The sequence below is a fragment of the Shewanella sp. 5_MG-2023 genome, assembly GCF_030547465.1.
In the GTDB taxonomy this organism is placed as follows: domain Bacteria; phylum Pseudomonadota; class Gammaproteobacteria; order Enterobacterales; family Shewanellaceae; genus Shewanella.
The window spans coordinates 22,443-46,854 of the sequence record NZ_JAUORC010000016.1; the positions used below are offsets into that span (position 1 = coordinate 22,443).

Annotated in this window: 20 protein-coding genes, 1 tRNA gene and 2 pseudogenes; 17 read left to right on the forward strand and 6 right to left on the reverse strand. The window is 40.6% G+C overall.

What is annotated here, in order from left to right:
• Positions 1-82: 82 nt before the first annotated feature.
• From Q4557_RS10950 to Q4557_RS10985, 8 genes are all read left to right on the forward strand, one after another.
• A complete protein-coding gene (locus tag Q4557_RS10950) occupies positions 83-2,143 on the forward strand; it encodes a S9 family peptidase (RefSeq protein ID WP_303412660.1) in 2,061 nt (686 codons plus the stop codon).
• Between the two features lie 612 nt (positions 2,144-2,755).
• Entirely contained in the window at positions 2,756-3,388 is a 633-nt protein-coding gene (locus tag Q4557_RS10955) for a YchE family NAAT transporter (protein WP_303412776.1), read from the forward strand.
• Between the two features lie 236 nt (positions 3,389-3,624).
• Positions 3,625-3,712 (forward strand) — tRNA-Ser (locus Q4557_RS10960).
• Between the two features lie 478 nt (positions 3,713-4,190).
• Positions 4,191-4,364 carry a hypothetical protein gene (locus Q4557_RS10965; RefSeq protein ID WP_157936124.1) on the forward strand — a complete coding sequence of 58 codons (174 nt, stop codon included), beginning with the start codon at positions 4,191-4,193 and terminating at the stop codon, positions 4,362-4,364.
• Positions 4,365-4,411: 47 nt separating this feature from the next.
• Positions 4,412-4,813, forward strand: coding sequence for a DUF3465 domain-containing protein (locus tag Q4557_RS10970; RefSeq protein ID WP_303412802.1), 402 nt, complete (start codon positions 4,412-4,414; stop codon positions 4,811-4,813).
• 43 nt (positions 4,814-4,856) lie between these two features.
• The gene (locus Q4557_RS10975; protein WP_303412663.1) at positions 4,857-5,078 is read left to right on the forward strand and encodes a hypothetical protein; all 222 of its coding nucleotides are present in this window, start codon (positions 4,857-4,859) and stop codon (positions 5,076-5,078) included.
• A 50-nt stretch (positions 5,079-5,128) separates the two neighbouring features.
• Positions 5,129-5,980 carry a CPBP family intramembrane glutamic endopeptidase gene (locus Q4557_RS10980; RefSeq protein WP_303412665.1) on the forward strand — a complete coding sequence of 284 codons (852 nt, stop codon included), beginning with the start codon at positions 5,129-5,131 and terminating at the stop codon, positions 5,978-5,980.
• 375 nt (positions 5,981-6,355) lie between these two features.
• Positions 6,356-7,942, forward strand: a complete 1,587-nt coding sequence (locus tag Q4557_RS10985; RefSeq protein ID WP_303412668.1) for a BCCT family transporter — start codon at positions 6,356-6,358, stop codon at positions 7,940-7,942.
• 70 nt (positions 7,943-8,012) lie between these two features.
• Here Q4557_RS10985 and Q4557_RS10990 read toward each other — a convergent pair whose 3' ends face one another.
• Positions 8,013-8,729, reverse strand: a complete 717-nt coding sequence (locus Q4557_RS10990) for a 3'-5' exonuclease (protein WP_102436210.1) — start codon at positions 8,727-8,729, stop codon at positions 8,013-8,015.
• 3 nt (positions 8,730-8,732) lie between these two features.
• The gene (locus Q4557_RS10995) at positions 8,733-10,616 is read right to left on the reverse strand and encodes a DUF294 nucleotidyltransferase-like domain-containing protein (RefSeq protein WP_102476849.1); all 1,884 of its coding nucleotides are present in this window, start codon (positions 10,614-10,616) and stop codon (positions 8,733-8,735) included.
• Between the two features lie 267 nt (positions 10,617-10,883).
• On the opposite strand from Q4557_RS10995, the pseudogene Q4557_RS11000 reads away from it, so the two are divergent.
• From Q4557_RS11000 to Q4557_RS11030, 7 genes and pseudogenes are all read left to right on the forward strand, one after another.
• Positions 10,884-11,882, forward strand: a pseudogene (locus tag Q4557_RS11000) (transposase).
• Between the two features lie 429 nt (positions 11,883-12,311).
• Positions 12,312-12,659 carry a hypothetical protein gene (locus Q4557_RS11005; RefSeq protein WP_102436214.1) on the forward strand — a complete coding sequence of 116 codons (348 nt, stop codon included), beginning with the start codon at positions 12,312-12,314 and terminating at the stop codon, positions 12,657-12,659.
• Positions 12,660-12,712: 53 nt separating this feature from the next.
• Positions 12,713-13,042 (forward strand): annotated as a pseudogene (locus tag Q4557_RS11010) (DUF885 family protein); the annotation flags it as partial.
• Between the two features lie 205 nt (positions 13,043-13,247).
• Positions 13,248-14,012: a response regulator transcription factor gene (locus Q4557_RS11015; protein ID WP_303412673.1), complete on the forward strand. Its 765-nt coding sequence runs from the start codon at positions 13,248-13,250 to the stop codon at positions 14,010-14,012.
• Between the two features lie 209 nt (positions 14,013-14,221).
• Positions 14,222-15,352 carry a M14-type cytosolic carboxypeptidase gene (locus Q4557_RS11020; protein ID WP_102436220.1) on the forward strand — a complete coding sequence of 377 codons (1,131 nt, stop codon included), beginning with the start codon at positions 14,222-14,224 and terminating at the stop codon, positions 15,350-15,352.
• 8 nt (positions 15,353-15,360) lie between these two features.
• Complete coding sequence (locus tag Q4557_RS11025) at positions 15,361-15,678, forward strand: zinc ribbon domain-containing protein (protein WP_076536453.1); 318 nt, start codon at positions 15,361-15,363, stop codon at positions 15,676-15,678.
• Positions 15,675-15,956, forward strand: coding sequence for a YeaC family protein (locus tag Q4557_RS11030; protein WP_102436222.1), 282 nt, complete (start codon positions 15,675-15,677; stop codon positions 15,954-15,956). The genes Q4557_RS11025 and Q4557_RS11030 overlap by 4 nt, the downstream gene beginning before the upstream one ends.
• A 104-nt stretch (positions 15,957-16,060) precedes the next feature.
• Here the strand turns inward: Q4557_RS11030 and ansA are convergent, their stop codons facing one another.
• Positions 16,061-17,071, reverse strand: a complete 1,011-nt coding sequence (gene ansA / locus Q4557_RS11035; protein ID WP_102435808.1) for an asparaginase — start codon at positions 17,069-17,071, stop codon at positions 16,061-16,063.
• A 162-nt stretch (positions 17,072-17,233) separates the two neighbouring features.
• Positions 17,234-19,075: a signal peptide peptidase SppA gene (sppA, locus tag Q4557_RS11040; protein ID WP_102519905.1), complete on the reverse strand. Its 1,842-nt coding sequence runs from the start codon at positions 19,073-19,075 to the stop codon at positions 17,234-17,236.
• Between the two features lie 163 nt (positions 19,076-19,238).
• On the opposite strand from sppA, the gene Q4557_RS11045 reads away from it, so the two are divergent.
• Complete coding sequence (locus Q4557_RS11045; RefSeq protein ID WP_303412678.1) at positions 19,239-21,254, forward strand: FAD-dependent oxidoreductase; 2,016 nt, start codon at positions 19,239-19,241, stop codon at positions 21,252-21,254.
• A gap of 148 nt (positions 21,255-21,402) precedes the next feature.
• Positions 21,403-22,068, forward strand: a complete 666-nt coding sequence (locus Q4557_RS11050) for an SDR family oxidoreductase (protein ID WP_102439803.1) — start codon at positions 21,403-21,405, stop codon at positions 22,066-22,068.
• A gap of 117 nt (positions 22,069-22,185) precedes the next feature.
• Here Q4557_RS11050 and Q4557_RS11055 read toward each other — a convergent pair whose 3' ends face one another.
• Entirely contained in the window at positions 22,186-24,045 is a 1,860-nt protein-coding gene (locus Q4557_RS11055; RefSeq protein WP_303412682.1) for an SLC13 family permease, read from the reverse strand.
• A gap of 61 nt (positions 24,046-24,106) precedes the next feature.
• Positions 24,107-24,289: a hypothetical protein gene (locus Q4557_RS11060; RefSeq protein WP_102439805.1), complete on the reverse strand. Its 183-nt coding sequence runs from the start codon at positions 24,287-24,289 to the stop codon at positions 24,107-24,109.
• Positions 24,290-24,412: the final 123 nt, after the last annotated feature.

The window sequence follows — 24,412 nt, forward strand, 5'->3', positions numbered from 1 at the left end:
AATCATTTTGCTGTGATGTAGCACTAAAAAAATAACACAGACATTGGTAACACAACAAAAATTAAAAAGAGAACTTCATCAAATGAAAAAATCGTCACTTTTACTCGCTATTGCAACTGCAGGCTTTGCCTTGTCAGTACAAGCAGCAGAGCCTGCTAAAACCCCCTTTAATGTTCAACAACTTGTAAAGCTGAATAAGCTTCATTCTGCAGCTGTATCAAATGATGGCAGCAAGTTAGTGTATGCCGTTAAGTTAATTGACGAGCAGGGCGACAGCAGCTCTGATTTATACTTACTGGATCTGAGTGATAAAAATGCTAAGCCAGTTCAAATTACCTCACATAAAGGCACTGAACATGACGTAACTTTTAGTGTTGATGGTAAATCAATTTACTTCTTAGCAGCGCGTAACGGTTCTAGTCAGTTATTTAACTTAGCCTTAACTGGTGGCGAAGCGATGCAAGTGACTGACTTACCATTGGATATCAATGGCTATAAGTTATCAAATGACGGCAAACAAGTTGTCATGAACATGCGCGTATTTCCTGACTGTAAAGACTTAGCTTGTACGGTTGATCGTATTGAGGCTGAAGAAAACAAAAAGACCACGGGTCGTGAATACAAACAACTCATGGTTCGCCATTGGGATACATGGGAAGATCACGCCCGTAACCATTTGTTTGTCGGTCAACTAAATGGCAAGCCAGTAACAGATGTTGTTGATGTTACCCAAGGTTTAGATACTGAAACCCCGCCAAAGCCTTTTTCAGGCATGGAAGAGGTGACCTTTACCGCAGATGGTAAACACATTGTTTATAGCGCCAAAGCCCCAAGCAAAGATCAAGCATGGACGACCAACTATGATCTATGGAAAGTGTCTGTAGCTGGTGGCACGGCTGAAAACCTAACGCCAGATAATAAAGCATGGGATGCACAACCGACTTATTCTAAAGATGGTCGTCAACTGGCTTATCTTGCGATGAGTAAGCCTGGATTTGAAGCTGACCGTTACCGCATTATGTTGCGTGACACAGTTACTGGCGCAGAAAAAGAAGTGGCACCGTTATGGGATCGCAGCCCAAGCTCACTGACCTTCAGTGATGATGGCCGCACGCTTTATGTCACGGCGCAAGATGTAGGTCAAGTGACCATCTTTGAAGTTAACACTCAGTTTGGTGATGTCCGTCCGATATACAATGATGGCAGTAACAACCTTGTCGCAGTGACAGAGTCAGGGCTTATTTTCAGCAACAAATCATTAGTTGAGCCGGGCGACTTATATAAAATTAGCCTTGAAGGTGAAAACCTCACCCGTTTAACCAATGTTAATGAAGACAAATTAGCTGAAATTCAATTTGGTGAGTTCCAGCAATTTAACTTCAAAGGTTGGAATAACGAGACAGTACACGGTTACTGGATTAAACCTGCTAATTATGAAGCCGGTAAGAAATACCCAATCGCATACTTAGTTCACGGTGGCCCGCAAGGTTCATTTGGTAACTCATTCAGTGGTCGCTGGAATGCACAACTTTGGGCTGGCGCAGGTTATGGTGTGGTTATGGTCGACTTCCATGGCTCAACCGGTTATGGACAAGCCTTTACTGATTCAATCACCCAAGATTGGGGTGGTAAACCGCTTGAAGACTTGCAAAAAGGCCTAGCAGCGGTTGGTCAGCAACAAAAATGGCTAGATACCGATAATGCCTGTGCATTAGGTGGCTCATATGGCGGCTACATGATGAACTGGATCCAAGGTAACTGGAGCGATGGCTTTAAGTGTCTTGTAAACCACGCTGGTTTATTTGATATGCGTAGCATGTACCACGTAACAGAAGAGCTTTGGTTTCCTGAGTATGAATTTGGTGGTACATACACTGAAAATAAAGAACTATATGAGAAGTTCAATCCAGTAAACTATGTTGAAAACTGGAACACACCAATGTTAGTGATCCACGGTGAGAAAGACTACCGCGTGCCTTATGGGCAAGGACTAGCGGCATTTACATACATGCAGCGCAATAACATCCCATCAGAGCTATTAATGTTCCCTGATGAGAACCATTGGATCTTAAATCAAGATAACCTACAGCAGTGGTACAAAAACGTACTAGGTTGGATGGATCGCTGGACTGAAAACAAATAGTTTTACGGTTAGGCGAACAAAAAAGAGATGCTATTTAGCATCTCTTTTTTTATGGGCTGAAAAATTAATTACTCTGAAATGGGTAATTTTTCAGCTAGATAGTTTCGAGGCTTGTTTTATCGACTATATTGAGTTCTGTAGATGGGCACTTTTGAGCCGTTTTAGTAATACATACAAGGTAAGTTAATCTTCTGCGTGAACCCGTCATTTTTCGATGACCATTTTTATGACAGATCCTAGTACGTTTACTCATAGTGTTTACCCATAGTGATTTCAATCTACTTACTGTCGTTAATAACGCCGATTAAGTAACTAACATTCAATAATGAGGTTTATTGTAACAGTACAAAGCTTGATGATGAATTTTTATAGCGCTTTTTTACTCGATTATGTCATTAAATTTCATTTATGTCGTAAGTGGTGTTTGTAGACATTGAATTTTGTTAATTGGCTCCGAAAAGCTATTGTCGTAAAAGTAAATTAAGGTCAGATTAGGTTTATTATTAACTAGCTCATATTTGTAAGAAAATACATTTGTAAAATGCATAAAAAGCAGTAGAGTTGCGCGATTATTTTTTTGACCACAAAACCATTGATATAGAGGGTAAGCTCGTGGATTTAATGCTTTACGTTAAGTTTTTCTTAGGATTGATAGCAATTATCAACCCTGTGGGCTTATTGCCTGTGTTTGTGACCTTAACCAGTCACCAAACTGAGGTAGAACGTAACCATACAGGTAAAGTGGCAAACTTTGCCGTGGTGATTATTTTGTTAACCACGATTTTTATTGGAGAGCATATTTTAAATATGTTCAGTATCTCTTTATCAGCCTTTAGAATTGCCGGTGGCAGTTTGATTGCCATCATCGCGATGTCTATGCTGCAGGGTAAATTGAGCCAAGTGAAACGTAACCAAGAAGAAGACCGTGAAGCATCAGGCATGGAGTCGGTTGCTGTGGTACCACTGGCATTGCCATTAATGGCTGGTCCTGGCGCCATTAGTTCAGTTATTGTATTTTCTTCTACCAATAACTCGTTAGTGGACATGATTGGCATGTCTATTACCGTGATAATTTTTGGTTTAATGAGTTTTGGTTTGTTCAGAATGGCACCGATTATTTTTAAGGTGCTTGGTACAACAGGCATTAACGTCATCACGCGTTTAATGGGGCTGCTAATGCTTTCAATTGGTATTGAAGTGATAGCTGCCGGTATTAAAGGTTTATTCCCAACGCTAATGAGTTAATAACGTGCTTTATTTAATCAATCGAGCAACGGAATTGCTCGATTTGAACAGCAAACGTTCAAGAGTTTGTAAAACATCGATTTCTGCTTGACCTCAAATACGCATTTGCGTAAAGTACCGCTCGTTCTACAACATAAGGTTTTTCATAATTACCTTATATTCAATAGTGTTAACTTATAGCAGTATAGATAAATAGAACCGTGCCACTCACACGTTAAAATGAATGCAACAAATTAGGTGACGTGTCCGAGTGGCTGAAGGAGCACGCCTGGAAAGTGTGTAAAGGGCAACCTTTCGAGAGTTCGAATCTCTCCGTCACCGCCAAATTCTCCAAGCTATTTTTATTTAAATCCCCAAGTTATTATTTAAACTCCCAAGCTATTATTTAAACTCCCAAGCTATTATTTAAACTCCCAAGTTATTATTTAAACCTCTAAGCTATTAATTAAATCCTCAAGTTATTCTTTAATTTAAAAAATTGATTTGTTTTAGCAAACTCAGTATAAAAACTAGGATTTTATTAATGCTTAGTATTTTTATACTGACATCAGCAATTAATCATCACTATAAAATTATCCCTCATAAAGACTTTGTCAGCCTTAACACTGTTCTATCATCTACATTTAGTGTCGTCGATATGAATTTGACAAGTCAAAGCGTGACTTATTTGAGTCTTGTACCTTTTGAGTCTGTTGCTATTTTGTTGTATCAGTTCAATGATTTAGCTAAACTAATTTTCCTTTCGATTTTGTTTTTAGCGGCGTTAAATTAATTTAGGTATCTAATTAAAGGGGATTTTTATATGTTCGCACAAATTTTTATCGTTTTTGTAGGCTTAGCCAGTTTGATTTTAGGTATACAAGATGGCGATTATTTATGGGCTTTTTGTGGGCTGATTATGTTTACAGCTTCGGTTGTAACACTCTATTACCTTAAAACGGGTAAGGTATTTGGCGACGATAAAAACAACCAATAAATGATTCACTTGAACGATTAAAGCAAATACTTTTAAGGATAATAATGATGAAATGGCTATTTATTTGTCTATTTACTTGCCTATTGGCGCTGACAAGTGTGTCACCCGTCGGGGCAAATGATACTGTCATTCAGCGCGCTTATGAGTCTAAAAGCGGCGATGTTCAAGTTAACGGCAGTGGTCGTGTGGTTCATATTCTTGCTGATGATAATCAAGGCTCAAGGCATCAAAAATTCATTATAAAACTCAATAGTGGCTTAACCTTGCTGGTAGCCCACAATATTGATTTAGCCCCGAGAGTTTCAAATTTGCGTGTTGGTGACCTTGTTGAGTTTTATGGTGAATATGAATGGAGCAAAAAAGGCGGGGTGATCCATTGGACCCATGCAGATCCTGCAGGGCGACACGCCGAAGGCTGGTTAAAGCATGATGGTACTACCTATAAATAATTAATGTTTTTTTAGTTTTATTAGATCAACAAGGAAGTTTTAAATGAATATTAGTATCACCAACAGAAATCTACTACTGCGCATCTTAATCAAAGGTGTTTTACTTTGGGGGATCTCAACTACGATTTTATTCCAGTTGATTATGCACTTAACAGGAGAAGAACACTTTTTTGATGGCATAGTGCTATCTTTAATTACTTTTCCTATTGGTGGTATTTTTTATGGTTATTTAACTTGGCGATTGCAGCATAAATCAAAAAAATAGCTTTATATATTATAACGGCCATATAGGTCGTTCATTTAGTGGAGTAAAGCTTGAACATTACTAGAGATAGCGTACTAACGCTGGCGACATTTTTCTCACTGGTTATCGTATTTTATGTTGTAGGCTACTGGTTAATTTTTAGGATGGGTCAAGCAACACCGCTAATGCTCTCTGTTGGCGCTGCCACTATCTTAACGTGTATTATTCGTAAGCGGAGCCTTTCAGGTCTTGGTTGGCACTGGGGGCAGTGGAAATACCAATGGCTAAGTTATCTTGTTCCTTTTGCCATCGCGTTAATGGCATACCTGTTGGTTTGGTTATTAGGTGTCGCAGACTTTTATGATGCTGATTTCTTGTTTACACAAAAACAAAAGTACAATTTAGTTCATTGGAACGACGCCAGTATATTTTTATTTCATTTTATATTAGTTGCGACAATCAGTTTTTTTGTGTCTTTACCTTCGATATTAGGCGAGGAGATTGGCTGGCGTGGTCTACTTGTGCCTGAGCTGTCTAAGTTTATGTCTTTCACTGGTGTTGCCCTCGTGAGTGGATTGGTTTGGTCCGTATGGCATTGGCCACTGATCATCAAAGGCTTATATGGAAATGATGTCACTCCTTTATATTATCAGCTCATCATTTTCAGTGTTTTTATCATTTCAACTGGGATGATAATGACTTATCTGCGGTTGAAAACAGGTAGTTTGTGGACTGGGGTGATATACCACATGAGTTCAAATATTTTTATTCAAAAAGTATTTACACCGATTACGCTGCAAAAAGCCGATTCGAGTTGGTATATGGATGAATTTGGTGTCATTACTGCGCTGGTAGCAGCTTGTGCTGCGTTTTATTTTTGGCGCAAAGGCAGGGTTGAACTCAATGATTTGAAAACGCTTTAAATTAAAAATGACTAATGCTATCTACGCATTTTAAACATTTATCTCTAGTCGATATTTAAGGGCTTACTCATAGTCAATTTTTGAATCGCTGATATGGCTTAACAATAAGCCATATCACTGGTTGATAAAACAGCCCAATCACTTCAAAAAAGCAGAATTTCAAATGCTTGGCCATTTATGCGCTAAAGTTAACTAGACTTTAAACTTAGTTGCTAATCCGACTAAACCTTAGCAGACATTTTAGCCAGAACGTTTAACTCATAGTGTGTCAGGTCACATCAAGGGCAGCTTTTGCCAGAATAGACAGCAAGTTGCCGCTAAATAAAGTAAAATAACCTTTCATGTACTAATGAAGTTTGTTCTAAATGAGGATTAATGAATAGCAATAACGATAAATATAGTATAGACAATACCGATTACACAGTCGGACAAGATAACATTCAAAAGTGGGGCTTTGACGTCCACAACCCTGTTTTTGGGATCAGCGCCTCCTTAATTGGACTCTTCTTAATCGCCATTCTCTTGGTTGAACCAGAAACATCAAAATCTGTATTAGATGGCATAAAATGGAAAATTATAGGTACTTTTGATGGCCTATTTATGTGGTCTGCCAATCTGTTTGTGTTGTTTTGTTTGGCAATGATCATTTCGCCATTTGGTAAAATTCGCTTAGGTGGTGATGAAGCCAAGCCCGATTACTCAATGTTGTCATGGATAGCCATGCTATTTGCCGCGGGAATGGGCATCGGTTTAATGTTTTGGGGGGTAGCAGAGCCTGTAGCTTATTTCACTGGCTGGTATGAAACCCCACTTAATGTCGAGCCAAACACACCTGAAGCTGCGAAGTTAGCACTGGGTGCCACCATGTTCCATTGGGGCTTACATCCATGGGCCATTTACGGTGTAGTATCACTATCACTTGCTTTTTTCGCTTATAATAAAGGCTTACCGCTTTCAATGCGTTCAGTTTTTTACCCAATATTGGGCGATAGAACTTGGGGTTGGCCAGGCCACGTTGTTGACATTTTAGCGGTACTTGCCACTTTATTTGGTCTGGCGACATCCCTCGGCCTTGGGGCTCAACAGGCTGCCAGTGGTTTTCACCATGTATTTGGTATGGATAATGGCTTAATGCTGCAAGTCGGCATTATCGTGATAGTGACGTTAATTGCTGTGGTTTCTGTGGTTCGCGGTATTGACGGTGGTGTAAAAGTTATCAGTAATGTCAATATGTTGTTGGCGCTGGCATTAATGTTATTTGTTATATTAGTGAGTTTTGCGGTTTCTATGGGTACCATTCCCATGACCGTAATGGGCTACATTGAAAATATCATTCCTTTAAGTAACCCAATGGGTCGTGATGACGAAGCTTGGATGCATGGTTGGACCGTGTTTTATTGGTCTTGGTGGATATCATGGTCTCCTTTTGTAGGTATGTTTATAGCGCGTATTTCCCGTGGCCGTACCATCCGTGAATTTATGATGGCTGTATTGATTGTACCTACAGTGGTGACAACCTTGTGGATGTCAGTATTCGGTGGCGTTGCGATTGATCAAGTGGTCAACAAGATTGGTACCTTAGGTGAGAAAGGCTTAACAGAAGTGCCTTTAGCGATGTTTGAGATGTTTGATGCATTGCCAATGGGCAATATATTATCGTTATTGGCCGTTGTATTGGTACTCGTATTCTTTGTAACCTCATCAGATTCTGGTTCACTGGTGATTGATAGCATCACATCAGGCGGTAAAGTCGATGCACCCGTTCCTCAGCGTGTATTCTGGGCCTTTATTGAAGGTGCGATTGCTGCGGGTCTACTTTGGGTTGGTGGCACCCAAGCCATTGAAGCATTGCAGGCTGGTGCGATTTCAACGGCTTTACCATTTACCATTATTTTATTGGTGATGTGTGTCAGTTTGATTATGGGTCTGCGAACTGAAAAAAGGCCTGGGTTAAGGAGCTAACCTAAACCTAAATCAAAACCAAAGCCCAGTTTCACTTGTCATTATTCAAGTGAAACTGGGCTTATTCGATCTATACCCATAGCTTTTTTATCGGTGTGTCTGGGCTAAAGTGGTACTGAATTTGAGCTTGCAGTAATTCAGCGGTTGCGATGGCATCGGTTAATGCATCGTGTGGTGGATAGGTGGGTAGATTGTATCGGCTACGACTATTAGCAAGTCGAATTGATGCTGGGCGAGTGTTTCTCAGCCAATCTAAAAAGCTTCGGGGTTTTGCCTGTTGAATATTAGCTTCGAGCTGCATGGTATCAACTACAGGGAATACAATCCCTTCGTTTATTAAACTGCGAAGTGCGGCGTCAAAAAAATCTCGTTCTATTCTGCGATAATGCACTACCACAATTTTGCCTGCCAACTCATCTAATAGTTGTTCTAAAATTCGGAGTAAATCAGGTGCGCCTTTTAAGTCTGAATGGGTAATACCATGGATGATGATGGAGTCTTCTTTGAGTTTATCTTCTGGTGAGATAAACCAATGTTTCGCCTTTCGACAGGCGATGCGATCTAAGGTAAACGGCACCAAACCTATACTTATAATGCTGTTTTGGTTGGCATCTAAGCCAGTTGTTTCGAAATCTACAGCGACAAATTCAATATCTTTCAGTTTGATTTCTTCGTGGTAAGTGCTGGCATTATAGAATTTTTTTAATCTGCTATCTTTACTTTCTTTGGCTTTGATTTGCAAAAAAGCTTTCCAGTTTAAAATTTCTTGGTTTGTAAAAAGTCGCATTAATTATCCTTGCATGCTGCTAGCACTGTAGCGGAACTTTAAAAAGTTTTGCGCACTGCTTAGTACCAAAAAAGCATCTTTTAAATTACGTCTTTCAAAATCAGACATGTTTTCAGGTTCAATATTATTATCAGGTTCTTGATCCGATTGAATATCTAATGCTTGATGGCGAATGCGAACTAAAGAGATAAACTCCATTGCATGCTGTAAATCTTTACCTTTTGACGGCGGTAAAATTCCGGCTTCGATAATGTCTTCTAAGCGATCAAATGAATTTTGCGATTGTGAGCCAATGGCGAGGGCGTGGACACGGATAAGATCAGCTAATGGCGCGGTGCCACGGCGCTTTAAATTAATTGAGTTGTTATGGCGACCGTCTTTTTCCATGACAAAGTCTTTAAAAAAGCCCAGTGGTGGGGTGCGATTAATGGCGTTTCTTGCAAGGCAGGCTAAAAAGCGATTATTCTTTTTTGCTTTTCTGAGTATAAAGGCGTTGAGCTGTTCAGCCCATTTGGGTCTACCGTATACCCCATAAAGATCAAAAAAGATTGAGCAGTTTAATAGTGCTTGAGGCTTTGGATTATCAATCCAGTCGGCAAAACACTCTTCCCATTGGGATTGGGTTTTTCGATACTCTGGATTTGTTGCCATTATGTCACCGGTGCAATAAGTGTAGCCACAGGCAGCTAAACCATCACATACATAGGTGGCTAATTGCTTAAAGTATTCACCATGAAGTGATTCTTGATATTGATTATCTAAAATAATCGCATTATCTTGATCCGTTACAATAAGTTGCTCATCACGAGCCATAGAGCCTAATGCTAAAAAACAATAGGGCACGGGTGGCGGTCCTAATCTTTCTTCAGCCAACTCCAGTAAACGCTGCTTAAAACTTCTACCAATTTCAGACATGGCGCGACCCACCATGTGTGAGTTTGCATCTTCGTTGACCATACGCACAAAACAATCTTTAAGCTGATGTGACAAGATAATTAAGTCATCAATACTGTTTTGCTGAAAAATACTGCTAACAATCAATAAGCTGTTTTGGGATTCATAGCGAATAATGTCACTGACTTCAATTAAACCAATAGGTTGTTTGTTTTTTAATATCGGTAAGTGATGAACGTTATACCTGAGCATCAGCAGCATGGCTTCAAAAATATAGGCGTTATGATCTAAAGAGATAAGCTCGGTGGACATGACCTCTGCAACTTGGGTTTCTACATCTAACCCTTGGGCGAGCACCTTTGCACATAGATCTCGCTCAGTGATGATTCCCACAAAGCTATTACCACCTTCATCGGCAAGATTGGGGTCGTTAATAATGGCCGCTGATACATGCTCTTCAGACATGGTTTTAGCCACGTTTTGAATGGTGGTAGTAATGGGTAGCATCACAGGTTCGCGACTCAGTAGCGTTTTAACCTTCGAAGTAGTGAGTGAGTTAGCATCGTCGCTATTGTCCTCAACCGCTTGCTGTAAACGAATGCTACCTTCGACCTCAACAAAGTCAGCAAAGGCGTCATAGCGCTCGCAAAAGTCTTCAAAAATACTTTCAGGAATACAGTAGAGTAGGGAGTCTTTGAGGGATTTTGCAGGTAAGCGTACTTTATTATTGGTCAGTAGCCCCATTTGGCCGAATAAGCCTCCTTGATCAAGGCGGTTATACAGTTCCCCTGAACGTCGGTAAACCTCCACGACACCACTGCGGATCATATAAAGTTCGTGTATTTTATCATTAAAATCAATGATCATACTGTTAGCACGACTATAGGATATCTCGACACTTTGTGATACTTCGATTAATGCCTCTTCTGGCAATTGATCAAAAGGTGGGTACTGGCGGATGAAGTTACGAATTTCAAGTAGCTCGACTTCCATTATTCGCTCGATATTAGGGGGATTTGAATAGATGTTAACTAGTATATGGCATATATAGGTGATCTGCAGCTTGGTGGGTCGCAGACTGGTATTAATATCTAAATATTTTCATCGTTTTAAAATAATAGCAGCGAAATATCGTTAATCTTTAACCATTCAATCAAGTCTGTTGTAAAAGCTTAGTCATGGTCATACAGTCGATTTTATGTCTTTGCTCATTAGCGGCTAAAAACCACCTCTAGGTCTTTTTAATGGTGGGTAAAATAGATGCCGCGCCCTCGTAGAAGCCAAATTAGCCTAGAACTATTACCAACGAGATAACCCTTATTGCCATTGTTGCAGCCGTGTGGTTGGCCGTGCATTCTTTTAGAGTAAAGAGTATGTGGTGGTGATAAATACACAGGTAACAACTATGACCACAGACGTGGCTGGGTTGAATCACTCATTCTTTAACTGACAGATGTGTTTGCCATTGATGTGGCGGCTTATGCGGTGATGTCTAATCATCTGCATGTGGTGTTACACATTGATATTGAAACAGTAAATAACTGGAGTGACCGCGATGTGGTGATTCAATGGCATAAGTTGTTTAAAGGCGATGGGTTAACCCAAAAATTTGCTAAAGGTCAGCTCATTGAACCTCACGAGGTGGTAAGGTAAAAGCACTGCATCGCTATTTACCGTAGCCGCTTATGTGACATCTCTTGGTTTATGCGCTGCTTGAATGAACCGATAGCCAGACAAGCCAATCAAGAGGATAACTGCTCGGGTCGATTTTGGGAGGGCAGGTTTAAATCTCAAGCGCTTTTAGATGAAGCGGCAGTTTTAGCCTGTATGGCCTATGTGGACTTAAACCCCATACGCGCCAATATGGCCGCCACACCAGAGCAATCAGACTACACCAGTATCCAACAACGAGTAAAAGCGGCTATCAAAGGTGAGCAGCCTAAAACCTTGTTGCCATTTATTGGTAATGAACGTGCTAACCAACCCAAAGGCATTGCATTTTCATTAAAAGATTACCTTGAGTTAGTGGATGATACAGGGCGCATTATTCGTGATGATAAACGCGGCGCAATCAGTCAAAGCAGTGCGAAGTTACTCACCAGGCTTAATATTCCGAAACAAAACTTGCTTAAAATCACCACCGAATTTGGTCAGCTATTTCATGGCCCAGTGGGCTCACTGCAAGAGCTAACACAATACTGTGAGCATTTACAAAAGCGGCGACGGCACTTTGCTACAAGCTGCCAGTATTTTCAGTAAGCAGGCACGTTAAATAGGTTCAATATAACTAATATCACCAAAGTTAAACACTCAATAACCATCATCCTTGCATGGTTGCAAAGTAACGGCTTAAAAACGGTAAATTAAGCCGAAAACACTCAAATATCATCATTATCAACCTTCCAAGCCCACAACCAAACGCCGCGGGCTACTTAATCAAGCATGTTCACTTGTACATAGTTGAAAAGGTCGTTATGTTATTGATTTACATTGGCTGTCTAGTTTGTTTCGTTTTATTTTTTTTTAGTAAAGATGGCTGGCGCATAAAGTTATTCTGTCAGCTACTAACAAGCTGCTAAATCCAGGTTCACCAAGGTTGTCACGCCATTGCTGAGCAAATAGCCCGCCAGCATATGGTCCACTTATTAGCAGGGCGTTATGCGTTTGTAGAAATGATAGGTAATTATTATGGATGATTTAGTAAACTCATTACAAGATATCGGTTTTAAAGCCAAAGTCAGAAAAGGAAAGGTTTTGGTTACACTTGACGGGCTGTCCAATCCAGTTTCAATAGTGAAAGATATTGCCGCCGATGAATACAAGGTGAAAACGAATGACTCGATTCAAGCGATAATGGCTTTTATTTTACTATTTTTTGGCCTATTCGGTGTTTTAGCGGACAATGATTTAAAATTTACAAACGCTGCACTTATTTCAATAGCAATGTTCTCTTTCATCACCGTGTTACTTACAGAGTTCAAAGTAAATAATCTGCGCTCTGCGATAGCGGAAATCAATCGTGGAAGATGCGCATAGCAAAGCGTTTAAGAGGGATTCTTGCCGCGTGGCATTTTTGGTATGCGGTGATTTTTGTGGTGAAATTGGTCTGCGGAAAGTTGGTTTAGGCGGCACTCACCCCTTAACGCAGCGTTAACGGCATGACAGAAGAACAAGCCATTGAGTTAATGACTAACGAGGCGTTCCAGCAGCAAGCTGAAGCAGAAGGAAAGTGGCGCAGGGCAACATTAAGCCAAGTGCAACTAACCAGTTACTACTCTGGCTATCGTGAAATTTATGATTTACGTGAAGAACTAAAACAAACACAGGGTGAAGACTTCGATTTAAAGAGCTTCCATGAACAATTTTTAAGTTATGGCAGTGCACCAGTAAAATATATTAAGCAATTAATGGTTAACTAATTATGGCAATAAGCCATCAATGTAAGTTGCTTCATTAAGCAAATCTGCATTAGTAATACCTAAAAAAGGCCTGAATAATCAGGTCTTTTTCATTTTTGTGAGCTAGGTTCAACAACCGTGCAGAAGCTTTACACTCCACATATAGTATTTTGATCATGACAGTGCTAATCTAAATGGTAATAGTTACCATTTAGATTAAGTCGTCATGAAAAAGATCCTCCTCATTGACCAGCAGCTAAAAAAAAGCTTGCCCTTATGTCAGCAATTACAACTTTTAGGCTATGTTATTACCATTGTTGATAACGGCTTTAATGCCTTAGTTGCAATGGAAAGTAATCAGTTTGAAGTGATTTTACTGGACTCTTCAGTAACACAAATGGATGCTTTTTGGTTACTCATGGGTAAGCATTGTCAAACACCTGTGATTGTTATTACCAACAATGCCAGTGTCGATGAACGTATTGCTGCATTTGAACTGGGCGCTGATGATTATTTACCTGAGCCTATTAATGTGAAAGAACTTTTACTGCGTGTGAATGTGCTTAATCGACGCACAACAAAGCAAACTCACGATTCAATGACTCATATTGCCAATATTGATTTTGCTGTTATCGAATCACAGTTAACCAGTGGACAAATAGAGCAAACTACCGAAAAACAACATATTGAACAAAGCGCCAATGTGGAGTTTGATGATGATAATAACGCGGTAACATTTAATGGTCAGCAATTAAATCTTACTCAAACAGAGTATCGTTTGTTCAAATATTTGTTTAAGCGTAAAGGAGAAATCGTCACTAAATCAGAATTGCAAATGCGCGTGTTGCATAAAGAGTTAGGCGAGTTTGACCGTAACCTTGATATGCACATCAGTAATACCCGTAGAAAAATGGCCAAAGAAAGTCTACCAAGAGAACTCATCAATACGGTTAGAGGTAAGGGCTATTGCTTTAGTCCATTATTTAGCTAATCTCATTTAACGTATCCGTTAACACCTAGCTAATGTGATCTTACAGGGGCTTTTTATTGTATTGGTATTAATAACCCTCATCAGCAGAAAATTAAGTCACCATATTGAATAGATGTAGAGCAGATGCTGTGGATTTGATTTTATTGCGTAACGGCTTTTGATAAGATGCAGGGATAACGTCGATTATAACCTTACATAAAGGAAGTCCTATGCGTATTAGCGCGAATTTTGATGGCGGCAACATTGAGACCATTAGTTTAGACAAGCACGATGACATTCAACTCGCCATTAGACCTGATGAAGGTGGAGAGTTTTACCAATGGTTTAACTTCCGTATGGAAGGTCAAATTGGTCAAACTTACACATTGAATATCGTTAACGCAGGCAGTGCCTCTTACCCGAAAGGTTGGGAAAATTATCAAGCCGTTGCTAGTTACGATCGCCAGCATTGGTTCCGCTTACCGACAACATATCAAGATGGTAAATTATCAATCCAAGTTGATTTAGATTGCGATGCCATTCAAATTGCTTACTTTGCGCCTTACAGTTACGAACGTCACTTAGATCTGATTAGCTCAGTACAACTTCACCCATCAGTTAAACTAGAAAATTTAGGTTTAACCCTTGATGGTCGTGATATGAGCCTGCTAACTATTGGTGATAACGATCCTTCAAAGAAAAATATTTGGATTACCGCAAGGCAGCACCCTGGCGAAACCATGGCTGAATGGTTAATTGAAGGCCTGCTAAACCAATTATTAGACAGTGATTGTCCAACCTCGAAACTGCTATTGGATAAAGCTAATTTCTATATCGTGCCAAACATGAATCCTGACGGAAGCGTCAGAGGCCATTTACGTACGAATGCTGTTGGAACTAACTTAAATCGTGAGTGGGAGTCGCCTAGTTTAGAGCGAAGCCCTGAGGTTTATTATGTTACCAATAAGATGAAAGAGACTGGTGTAGATTTATTCTATGATGTTCATGGTGATGAAGGCTTACCTTACGTGTTTGTTGCTGGCTGTGAAGGCGCACCAAATTACACTCCACATATGGCCAAGTTACAAGAACAGTTCCTTGCAGCGTTAAGTATGGCAAGTGCTGATTTCCAAACTAAATATGGTTATGACAAAGATGAGCCAGGAAAAGCGAACTTAACCGTTGGTTCTAACTGGGTCGGCAACACATTCAAATGTCTAGCGAATACCTTAGAAATGCCATTTAAAGACAATGACAACTTAGCCGATCCTGTGGTTGGTTGGTCACCGGCGCGCTGTGAATATTTAGGTGAAGCATCACTAGTTGCGATGTTGGCTGTGGTTGATAATTTAACAGAATAGGCAGTTTTATGGCGTTAATCGAATGTCCTGTGTGTCAAAAGCGAATTTCGAGCAAAGCAAAACAGTGCCAATACTGTAAGGCTTCTGCTGATGGCGATAGTGATTCAAAAAGAACAATTTCACACATTCAGAAGTCTAATAAATTAATGAATCAAATGATGTTGTTTCTAACGCTATTTATTGCAGGTGCAGTATATGGTTTTTGGGGCGGCGAAGTTGCCACTGGAACGGATGCATATATTGCAGGTAGTTGTTTTGCTTTTGGCTTTGTTGGCTACATTATTACTCGAGTCAGAAGTCTAATCCATAAGCGGAAAAGTGTATGAATGATATTAATAAAGTCATAGATGAAATGCCTGATGAGGTTTATCAACGTTTACGCGCAGCGGCAGAAACGGGTAAATGGGAAGATGGCACAGTGCTATCTAGCGAGCAAAAAGAGTCAACGTTACAGGTAGTGATGTTGTATCAAGCGCGTAAGTTAACTCAAACTGATCACTTTACAATTGCTGCTGGTGGCGAGATAAACGAGCTGTCTAAATCACAGTTAAAAAAACAATTTCGCGGTGAAGCTATCGCAGAATTTAAAGAGCCAGAACTATAAACTGATTTTTAGTTATCTCTAGTGAATTTATTTCAGCAAAAAAGCCGCATCAAAGATGCGGCTTTTTATTGTCTAAAGTATATTACATGTTTATTTTCAGAAATTTATTCAGTTAGCTCACCCAGTAAGTTTTGCTGCATTGCGATTTTTACTTCATTTGAAGTTAAATTTTTTGATAGTAAATAATGTAATTTAGCCAATGCTGCTTCAATGGTCATATCTGAGCCGCTAATCACTCCAGCTTTGGCTAATGCATTACCCGTCGCATAACCCCCCATGTTCACCTTTCCTTGAAAACACTGGGTTAGATTAACAATTACAATGCCACGTTCATCAGCTTGTTTAAGGGTATCTAATAAGGCTTTATCTTGAGGCGCATTCCCAACACCAAAGGTCAGTAAGATAAGTGCTTTTACTGGCTGCATTAAGATGTTGTTAAAAATCTCAGTTGAAATACCTGGGTATAAGGTGATCACGCCTACAGGTTGCGGGCTGATGTTAATCACCTCTAAGGGCTTAGTGGTGGGCTCGGTGATCTTACCTGCACGTAAATTAATTTTGATCCCAGCTTCTAACAATATAGGAAAGTTAGGTGACGCGAAAGCATCAAAACCATCAGCATGGGCTTTGGTTGAGCGGTTGCCCCTAAACAACTTATTATTAAAGAATAAACACACTTCAGCGACGGGATAATTCGCCGCAATATACAGTGAATTAAGCAGGTTAGTTTGCCCATCTGAGCGCAGCTGAGCTAATGGGATTTGCGAACCGGTTACGATAACAGGCTTGGATAGCCCTTGTAACATGAATGACAAGGCAGAAGCCGTGTATGCCATGGTGTCAGTGCCATGCAAGATCACAAAGCCGTCGTAGTTATGGTAATTGGCTTTGATGTCATTGGCGATGCGCTGCCAATCAGGTGGTGCCATGTTTGAAGAATCAATCAATGGTGAATATTCATTAATGACAAAGGTTGGCATTTCTTCATGGTAAAACTCTGGCATGGACTTTACACAATCAGTTAAAAATCCTGCCACAGGTGCAAAGCCATCATCGGTTTTGCGCATACCAATCGTACCGCCAGTATAGGCAACGTATATGGAGCGTTTTGTCATTGTAATGAATTCTCAACCACTTAAATTATATAATCTGCAAATTATACGGCTTGAGCTGAATAAAACCCAATAAAAAAGCCCGAATAACGGGCTTTTTTGAAGATAATTCAATTTGATCTTATTCTGACTTCATGCCTAACAAGATTAAACAATCACAATAGCTTAGTAATCGCAGAGTTCGCAATACATGTATAGGCCATTGGGATCATCAAACTGAGTCATTTGTTCAACAACAGTGCGCCATTGACCCATAAATTGTTCAACCATAGGTGACTGTGTGGTTGCTACAGGTAAATATGTTGCAGCAGATGCGAGCATTTTTTGCATGAAGATTTGCTCGGTTGTGAGCTCTTGCTCGATGAGTTTAGTATCAAACTTTACCATTTCAGCCATTTCAGCCGCTTTAGCAATGGCGCTATCCATATCGCCAAGTTCGTCAACCAACCCCAGTTCAACGGCGCGGGTGCCAGACCAAACACGGCCTTGGGCAATGCGGTCTACTTGTTCTAACGACATGTTTCGTTCAGTGGCAACTAACGAGATAAATTCATGATAGCCGTGTTCAATATGGCGTTGTATGACAGCAGAAATATTTGGGTCTAACTCACGGGTCGCCGAAATACCAGCCCATTGCGAGGTCGACACACCATCTGAGTTAATGCCCCAATTGGACAAGACTTTTTCAAAGGTGGCAAACATGCCAAAGATCCCGATAGAACCAGTGAGGGTAGTTGGAGTGGCATAAATGTAATCTGCACTTGCTGAAATCCAATAACCGCCAGATGCCGCTAGGCTACCCATACTGACCACTACGGGTTTACCAGCCTGTTTAAGGGCAATGACTTCTTGTCTAATTTTTTCAGAAGCAAATGCACTCCCACCTGGGGTGTCGACACGTAGCACGACTGCTTTAACTTTGTTATCAAAGCGGGCTTTCTTTAATAGTGCTGAAGTGCTCTCGCCACCAATTTGGCCCGCTTGTTGTTTGCCATTGAGGATATTACCTTTGGCGACCACAATGCCGACAGATTCTTGTTCTATCAGTGAAGGAATTGGCTGTACTAAATTAAAATATTTAGAAAAAGAGATTTGCTTGTATGAGTCGCCATTGGCTTCTTGACCTACGGTTTTAAGCATGGCGAGTCTAAATGACTCATCTGAGACTAATTCATCAACCCAATTCATTTTTATCGCTAATTGAGCTGAGTCACCGTTAACACTATCAAGTTCCGCTAGGTAGGTTTGTGGGCTTAATACGATATTCTCGGTCGCAATTTGACGGTTAGTGGCAATGGTTGTTTCAAAGTTTTGCCATAAGTCAGTAAGCAGGGCGTTGCTGGCTTCTTTTGCCGGCGCTGACATATCATCACGGATAAAGGGTTCGACCGCTGATTTGAAAGTGCCGACTCTAAATACATGGGTGCTGATGTTCATTTTCTCAAGTGCGGTTTTAAAGAACATACGGTAGCTGCTAAGGCCTTCAAGTGACACGCCACCTTTATGGTTGAGATAAATGGTATTCGCATAACTTGCCAGGAAGTATTGATTTTGCTCGTATGAATTGCCAACAGCAACCACGGTTTTACCCGCTTCTTTAAACTTGTTTAAGGCATCACCAATGGCGGTCATTTTACTGATCCCACCACTACGTAAATTGCCCATTTTCAATACGATGCTATTAATACGTTTGTCATGAGTGGCATTTTCAATGACGTAAAGAATGTCGGCTAAAAGTATTTCTGCTTCCGGATCATCAGTGTTACTTTGTTTAAATATCGCTTCAATCGGGTCAACATGACGTTTTTGATCCACAATGCTGCCAGATAGGTTTAAGACTAAGGCAGATTGATCTTCAATGGTGATTTCTTCTTCAGATGTCATAGCCATAATGATCATGGCAATGATGCCGAAGAAAATGATATTGAGGATTAATTTACGAATACCGTTGATGGTTTTCCAAATAAATCCAAAGAATCTCTTAATTAATGAGGGTTTAGCGGACATTAGCCACTCCTGTAACATTCTAATAGTGTAATGCTAACTGATCTTGAGTGATTTTGGGAAATTGAATTGTAACGGTTTTTAACAATAGCTACGCTAAATGATTGAGCTTATGATTATGTCGTTGTATGCTAGTTTAAATCACTTGTTTAAAAAGGATGTTTGAATGTCGTTTCCACATTTATTAGAACCCTTAGATCTAGGCTTCACCAAGTTAAAAAACCGTGTATTGATGGGTTCAATGCATACGGGTCTAGAAGAAGAAAAGGGCGGATTTGAGAAACTAGCTGCATTTTATAAAGAACGTGCAGCAGGTGGCTGTGGCTTAATTGTCACCGGTGGCATAGCGCCAAATTTCAGAGGTCGGCTAGCGCCTCATGCATGCCAATTAAGTTTTCCTTGGCAAGTAAGCAAACATAAAATTGTTACCGATGCAGTCCATGAAGCGGATGGCAAAATCTGTATGCAAATTCTACATGCAGGCCGTTATAGCTACCATCCATTTTCATTAGCGCCAAGCAAAATAAAATCACCTATTACCCCTTTTACGCCGTCAGCAATGTCATCAAGACAAGTGCGTAATACCATTAAAGATTATGCATCTAGCGCTGCGCTTGCAAAAAAAGCGGGCTATGACGGTGTTGAAGTAATGGGCTCAGAAGGCTATTTAATTAATCAGTTTATCAGTTCGCGTACCAATAAACGTACCGACGAGTGGGGCGGTGACTTTACTCAGCGTGCTAAATTCCCCGTTGAAATTGTTAATGCTATTCGTGCCAAAGTCGGTAGCGATTTTATCATAATATTCAGGCTTTCTATGCTTGATTTAGTCGACAATGGCTCAAGCTGGGATGAAGTAGTGCAACTGGCTAAATGGCTAGAAAGTGCTGGTGTGAGCATCATCAATACCGGCATCGGTTGGCATGAAGCACGTGTACCTACCATTGCCACCAGTGTGCCGCGCGGCGCTTTTGCATGGGTGACTGAAAAACTCAAATCAGAAGTTAATGTGCCATTAATTGCGACTAACCGTATTAATACCCCTGAAATTGGTGAATCAATTATCGCATCGGGTCAGGCTGACATGGTATCAATGGCGCGGCCTTTCTTAGCCGATGCTGAATTTGTTAATAAAGCGGCAGCTGATCAAAGTGAATTAATCAATACCTGTATTGGTTGTAACCAAGCGTGTTTAGATCATACCTTCTCAATGAAACGTGCTACCTGTTTAGTTAATCCACGTGCATGTTATGAAACTGAGATTAATTTTACCCCAACCACAGGTAAAAAACGTCTTGCGGTTATGGGCGCAGGCCCTGCTGGAATGGCGTTTTCTGTATATGCCGCTTCACGTGGCCATGAAGTAGTATTGTTTGAAGCTAAAGACGAAGTGGGCGGCCAATTTAACTTAGCGCGTAAAATTCCAGGTAAAGAAGAGTTTCACGAAACCATTCGTTATTTCAAAAATCAAATGAAGCTGCATAATGTCGAATTACGATTAAACACCCGTTTAGATGCAGGAGTATTAGCCACTGAAAAGTTTGATGAAGTGATTATTGCCTCTGGGGTTGTCCCACGGGCGTTATCCTTACCGGGATTTGATGATCCTAAAGTGGTTGATTATCAGCAAGTGCTAAAAGGTGAAGTAGAGATTGGTGATAAAGTTGCGTTAATCGGTGCTGGCGGTATTGGTTTTGATATGGCGCATTTCCTGTGCGAGAAGGAATCATCAACATTACAGCCTGAAAAGTGGTTAAAGCAATGGGGTATTGATAAAAGCTATCAACATGCTGGCGGTTTAACTGACGAATCAGAGCATAACCCAAGTCGCGATGTGTATTTACTGCAACGTAAAACCACTAAAATGGGTAAAGGTTTAGGTAAAACAACCGGCTGGATCCATCGTAGTGTTTTAAAGCAGCATCAAGTGAATATGAAAACCGGTGTTAGCTATGAAAAGTTTGACCAACAAGGGTTACATATTAAAGTCGGTGAGCAGTCAGAAATTCTTGCGGTTGATAATGTAGTCTTATGTGCAGGGCAAGAGTCTAACCGCACATTAGTCGATGAGATGAAAGCGTCAGGGTTACCAGTTCACCTTATTGGTGGTGTTGATGTTGCCGCTGAATTAGATGCTAAACGCGCTATTAGACAAGGCGCTGAGCTGGCCATGGCGATTTAAGCTTAAGGTGAGTATTAATTAAAAAACCTAGCAATTTGCTAGGTTTTTTTGTTTACTGATAATATTCACTATTTGTATTAAATATAATTACTAAGTTTACTTATTGAGGTTTGTTTCAATGCAGAGCTCAGTGTTTAAGGATTATCCTATGTCAAAAAACGTTGTTATTACGGGTGCAAACCGCGGTATTGGTTTAGCACTAGCAAAACTATTCAAGCAGCAAGGTTATAAAGTGTTTGGATTATGCCGTCATACTTCTGATGAGCTCGACGATTTGGGTATTAACGTGATAACTCAAATTGATGTGGCTACCGATGAGGGGATTCATAATATGAAAACCTCACTTGCTGGTGTGTTAATTGACGTACTGGTGTGCAATGCGGGTATTTTACGTGATGAGCAGTTAGCTCATCTGAACATAGATACGATTCGCCAGCAGTTTGAAGTAAACGCACTGGCTCCGTTGCGTATTGTTGCTGCGCTACAATCACAACTAAATGTTGGTGGTAAAGTTGCGATGATAACCTCAAGAATGGGCTCTATCGAAGATAATACCTCAGGTGGTCGTTATGGTTACCGTATGTCAAAGGCTGCTTTAAATGCTGCATCAATGTCGTTAAGTCATGACTTAGCATCAAAAGAGGTTGCGGTCGGTATATATCACCCAGGTTATGTACAAACAGATATGGTAAATCATGGCGGTGATATATCAGCAACTGAATCAGCTGCGCGTATTGTAGGTTTAATAACGCAACTTGATATGAGTCAAACTGGCGTATTTAAACATTCAAACGGTCAAGTGTTGCCTTGGTAAGATTAAAGGCAAAACGTCAAAACTGATTATTAAAAAGCCCATTGCTGATCACAAGCGATATGAAATATAGCTTGTGAATGCATTATGTGGAAGCTATTAGAAATTCAGCAATGTTGATTAAAATGGCCACACCCATAGCAGCATAGGTATGCTCACTGACACCACAATAAGTTCAAGTAATAAACCCAGTCGCCAATAATCCCCAAAGCGAAACCCACCAGGACCGAGGATCAGGGTATTGTTTTGATGACCTATTGGCGTTAAAAACGCGCATGATGCCCCAATCGCTATGGCCATTAAGAATGTATCAGGGTTAACCCCAAGTTGGGCAGCAGTACTGATCCCGATCGGGCACATGACTGCTGCAGTGGCGACATTATTCATCAAATCAGATAAAAACATGGTCACAATTAACACCAATAATAATGCGCCAATGGCATGGCTCTGGGCAATATTATCCAGTAAAAACTGGGCAATTAAATCTGCGGTGCCAGTTGTGTACATAGCATTAGCAACAGGCAGTAAAGCCGCAAGTAAAACAATCACAGGCCAGTCGATTGAAGTATAAATAGAGCGGATTGGTACTAAGCCAAATAAAGTAAAGGCAAGGGCGCCTGCTACAAATGCTACCGCTGCTGGCAGTATTCCGAACGCTACAGTAATGAGGGTAATTATCATGATCAGTGACGCGGTTAGTGCATGTCCTTTTTTGGGGACGCGAATATCACGCGCCGCCAAAGGTAAGCAGCCGTACTGAGATGCAAAACCTGATACAGATTCAGGATCACCTTGAAGTAATAATACGTCACCGGCTTTTATCGGGGTAGATCGTAAACGTTTTACTGAGCGGTGGCCTTGGCGAGAAATGGCGAGTAAATTGATACCATAGCGGTTACGTAATTCAATATCGGATACCGAGCGATTAACTATTGTGGTGCCTGGCATTACGACTAGCTCCTGCATGATAATTTCTGCAGGCTTACTTGTGTCATTATCATCATCTTTAGCAGATTCTGGTGTTGATTCGTCGCCTTTTTTTTGCAGTTTAGTTTCAACCACTGCTACAGTTTGCGCTTCTTCTGTAATAGCGCTTTCTGGTTCAAGTTCTAGCCCTAGGCTAGAAAGTGCTTTAGGGATAGATTCCGGTTCGACTTCTATGATCAGGATATCACCAGTTTGTAGCACTCTATTTGGATTTGGGGCCGTGAGGTGTACCTCGCGACGGATCATGCTGATAATTTGAGCATCGGCCTCATCAAGCAATTTATCTACTTCTCGCAGATTCATTTTTTCAGCAATACTGCCAGCCACAATATTAACTTCACAGAAGTAATTACCGGTATCAAAACTGCCAGATGAAGATTGTTTGCGACTGGGTACGATATGCCAGCCAAATAAACCGACAAACACGATTCCAGCCAGAGCAATACAAACACCTACTGGCGAAAAGTCAAACATGGTAAAACTACCTAATCCGCTGGATTCACGAAATCCAGAAACGACGATATTTGTTGGCGTACCAATTAAAGTTGTCATCCCGCCTAAAATTGAACCAAATGCCAGTGGCATTAATACTTTCCCTGCAGGTAAGTCATATTTAGCAGCCATTTGAATCGCAATAGGCATTAGTAATGCAAGGGCGCCTACATTATTCATAAACCCTGATAGCAAGGCCGCCAAACTGATCAGCGCCAGTATACTCAAGGTTGGTCCCGCTTGAGCTGGTAATAAGTACTTTGCCAATATATCGACAGCACCGGAGCGTTGCAGGCCATAGCCTAATACCAGCACACCGGCCACAGTGATGACTGCTGGGTGACTGAAACTTGTAAAAGCTTCACTGCTTGGGACTAGACCTGTGAATACACAAACAAGCAAGGCAGACATAGCGACTAAGTCATGACGCCAGCGCCCCCATAAAAAAAGCGCCATAGTAACGAATAAGATTATGACAATGATAATTTGATTTGGTGACATGGTATTTGGTCTTTAGAGGATGGTTGTTGAAATGATTATTTAGACCTATCGGCTATTGAAGTCACACCACCTCGTCAATAGATTTAAATTGCGGTAAACGTGGGTCTCGCTGTTTTCTGCGGTCATAACGAACGATAGCCGATTTGTTTTTGCGGCGCTCAACATAAGATCGTTGCTCAACTATGTAATGACCATCAACTAAAACAGTATCGGCAACCTTGGGGATGCTTTTTCTCACAGTCATGTACAACCTACAGATTTATATTCAGATTATCTAAAGCATAGGTGACACATTGTAGTTCTGCTAAGTAAGTCGATAATTATTTAATGTTTAAAGGAGGGGTACCAATGTATAGATTGCTAATCT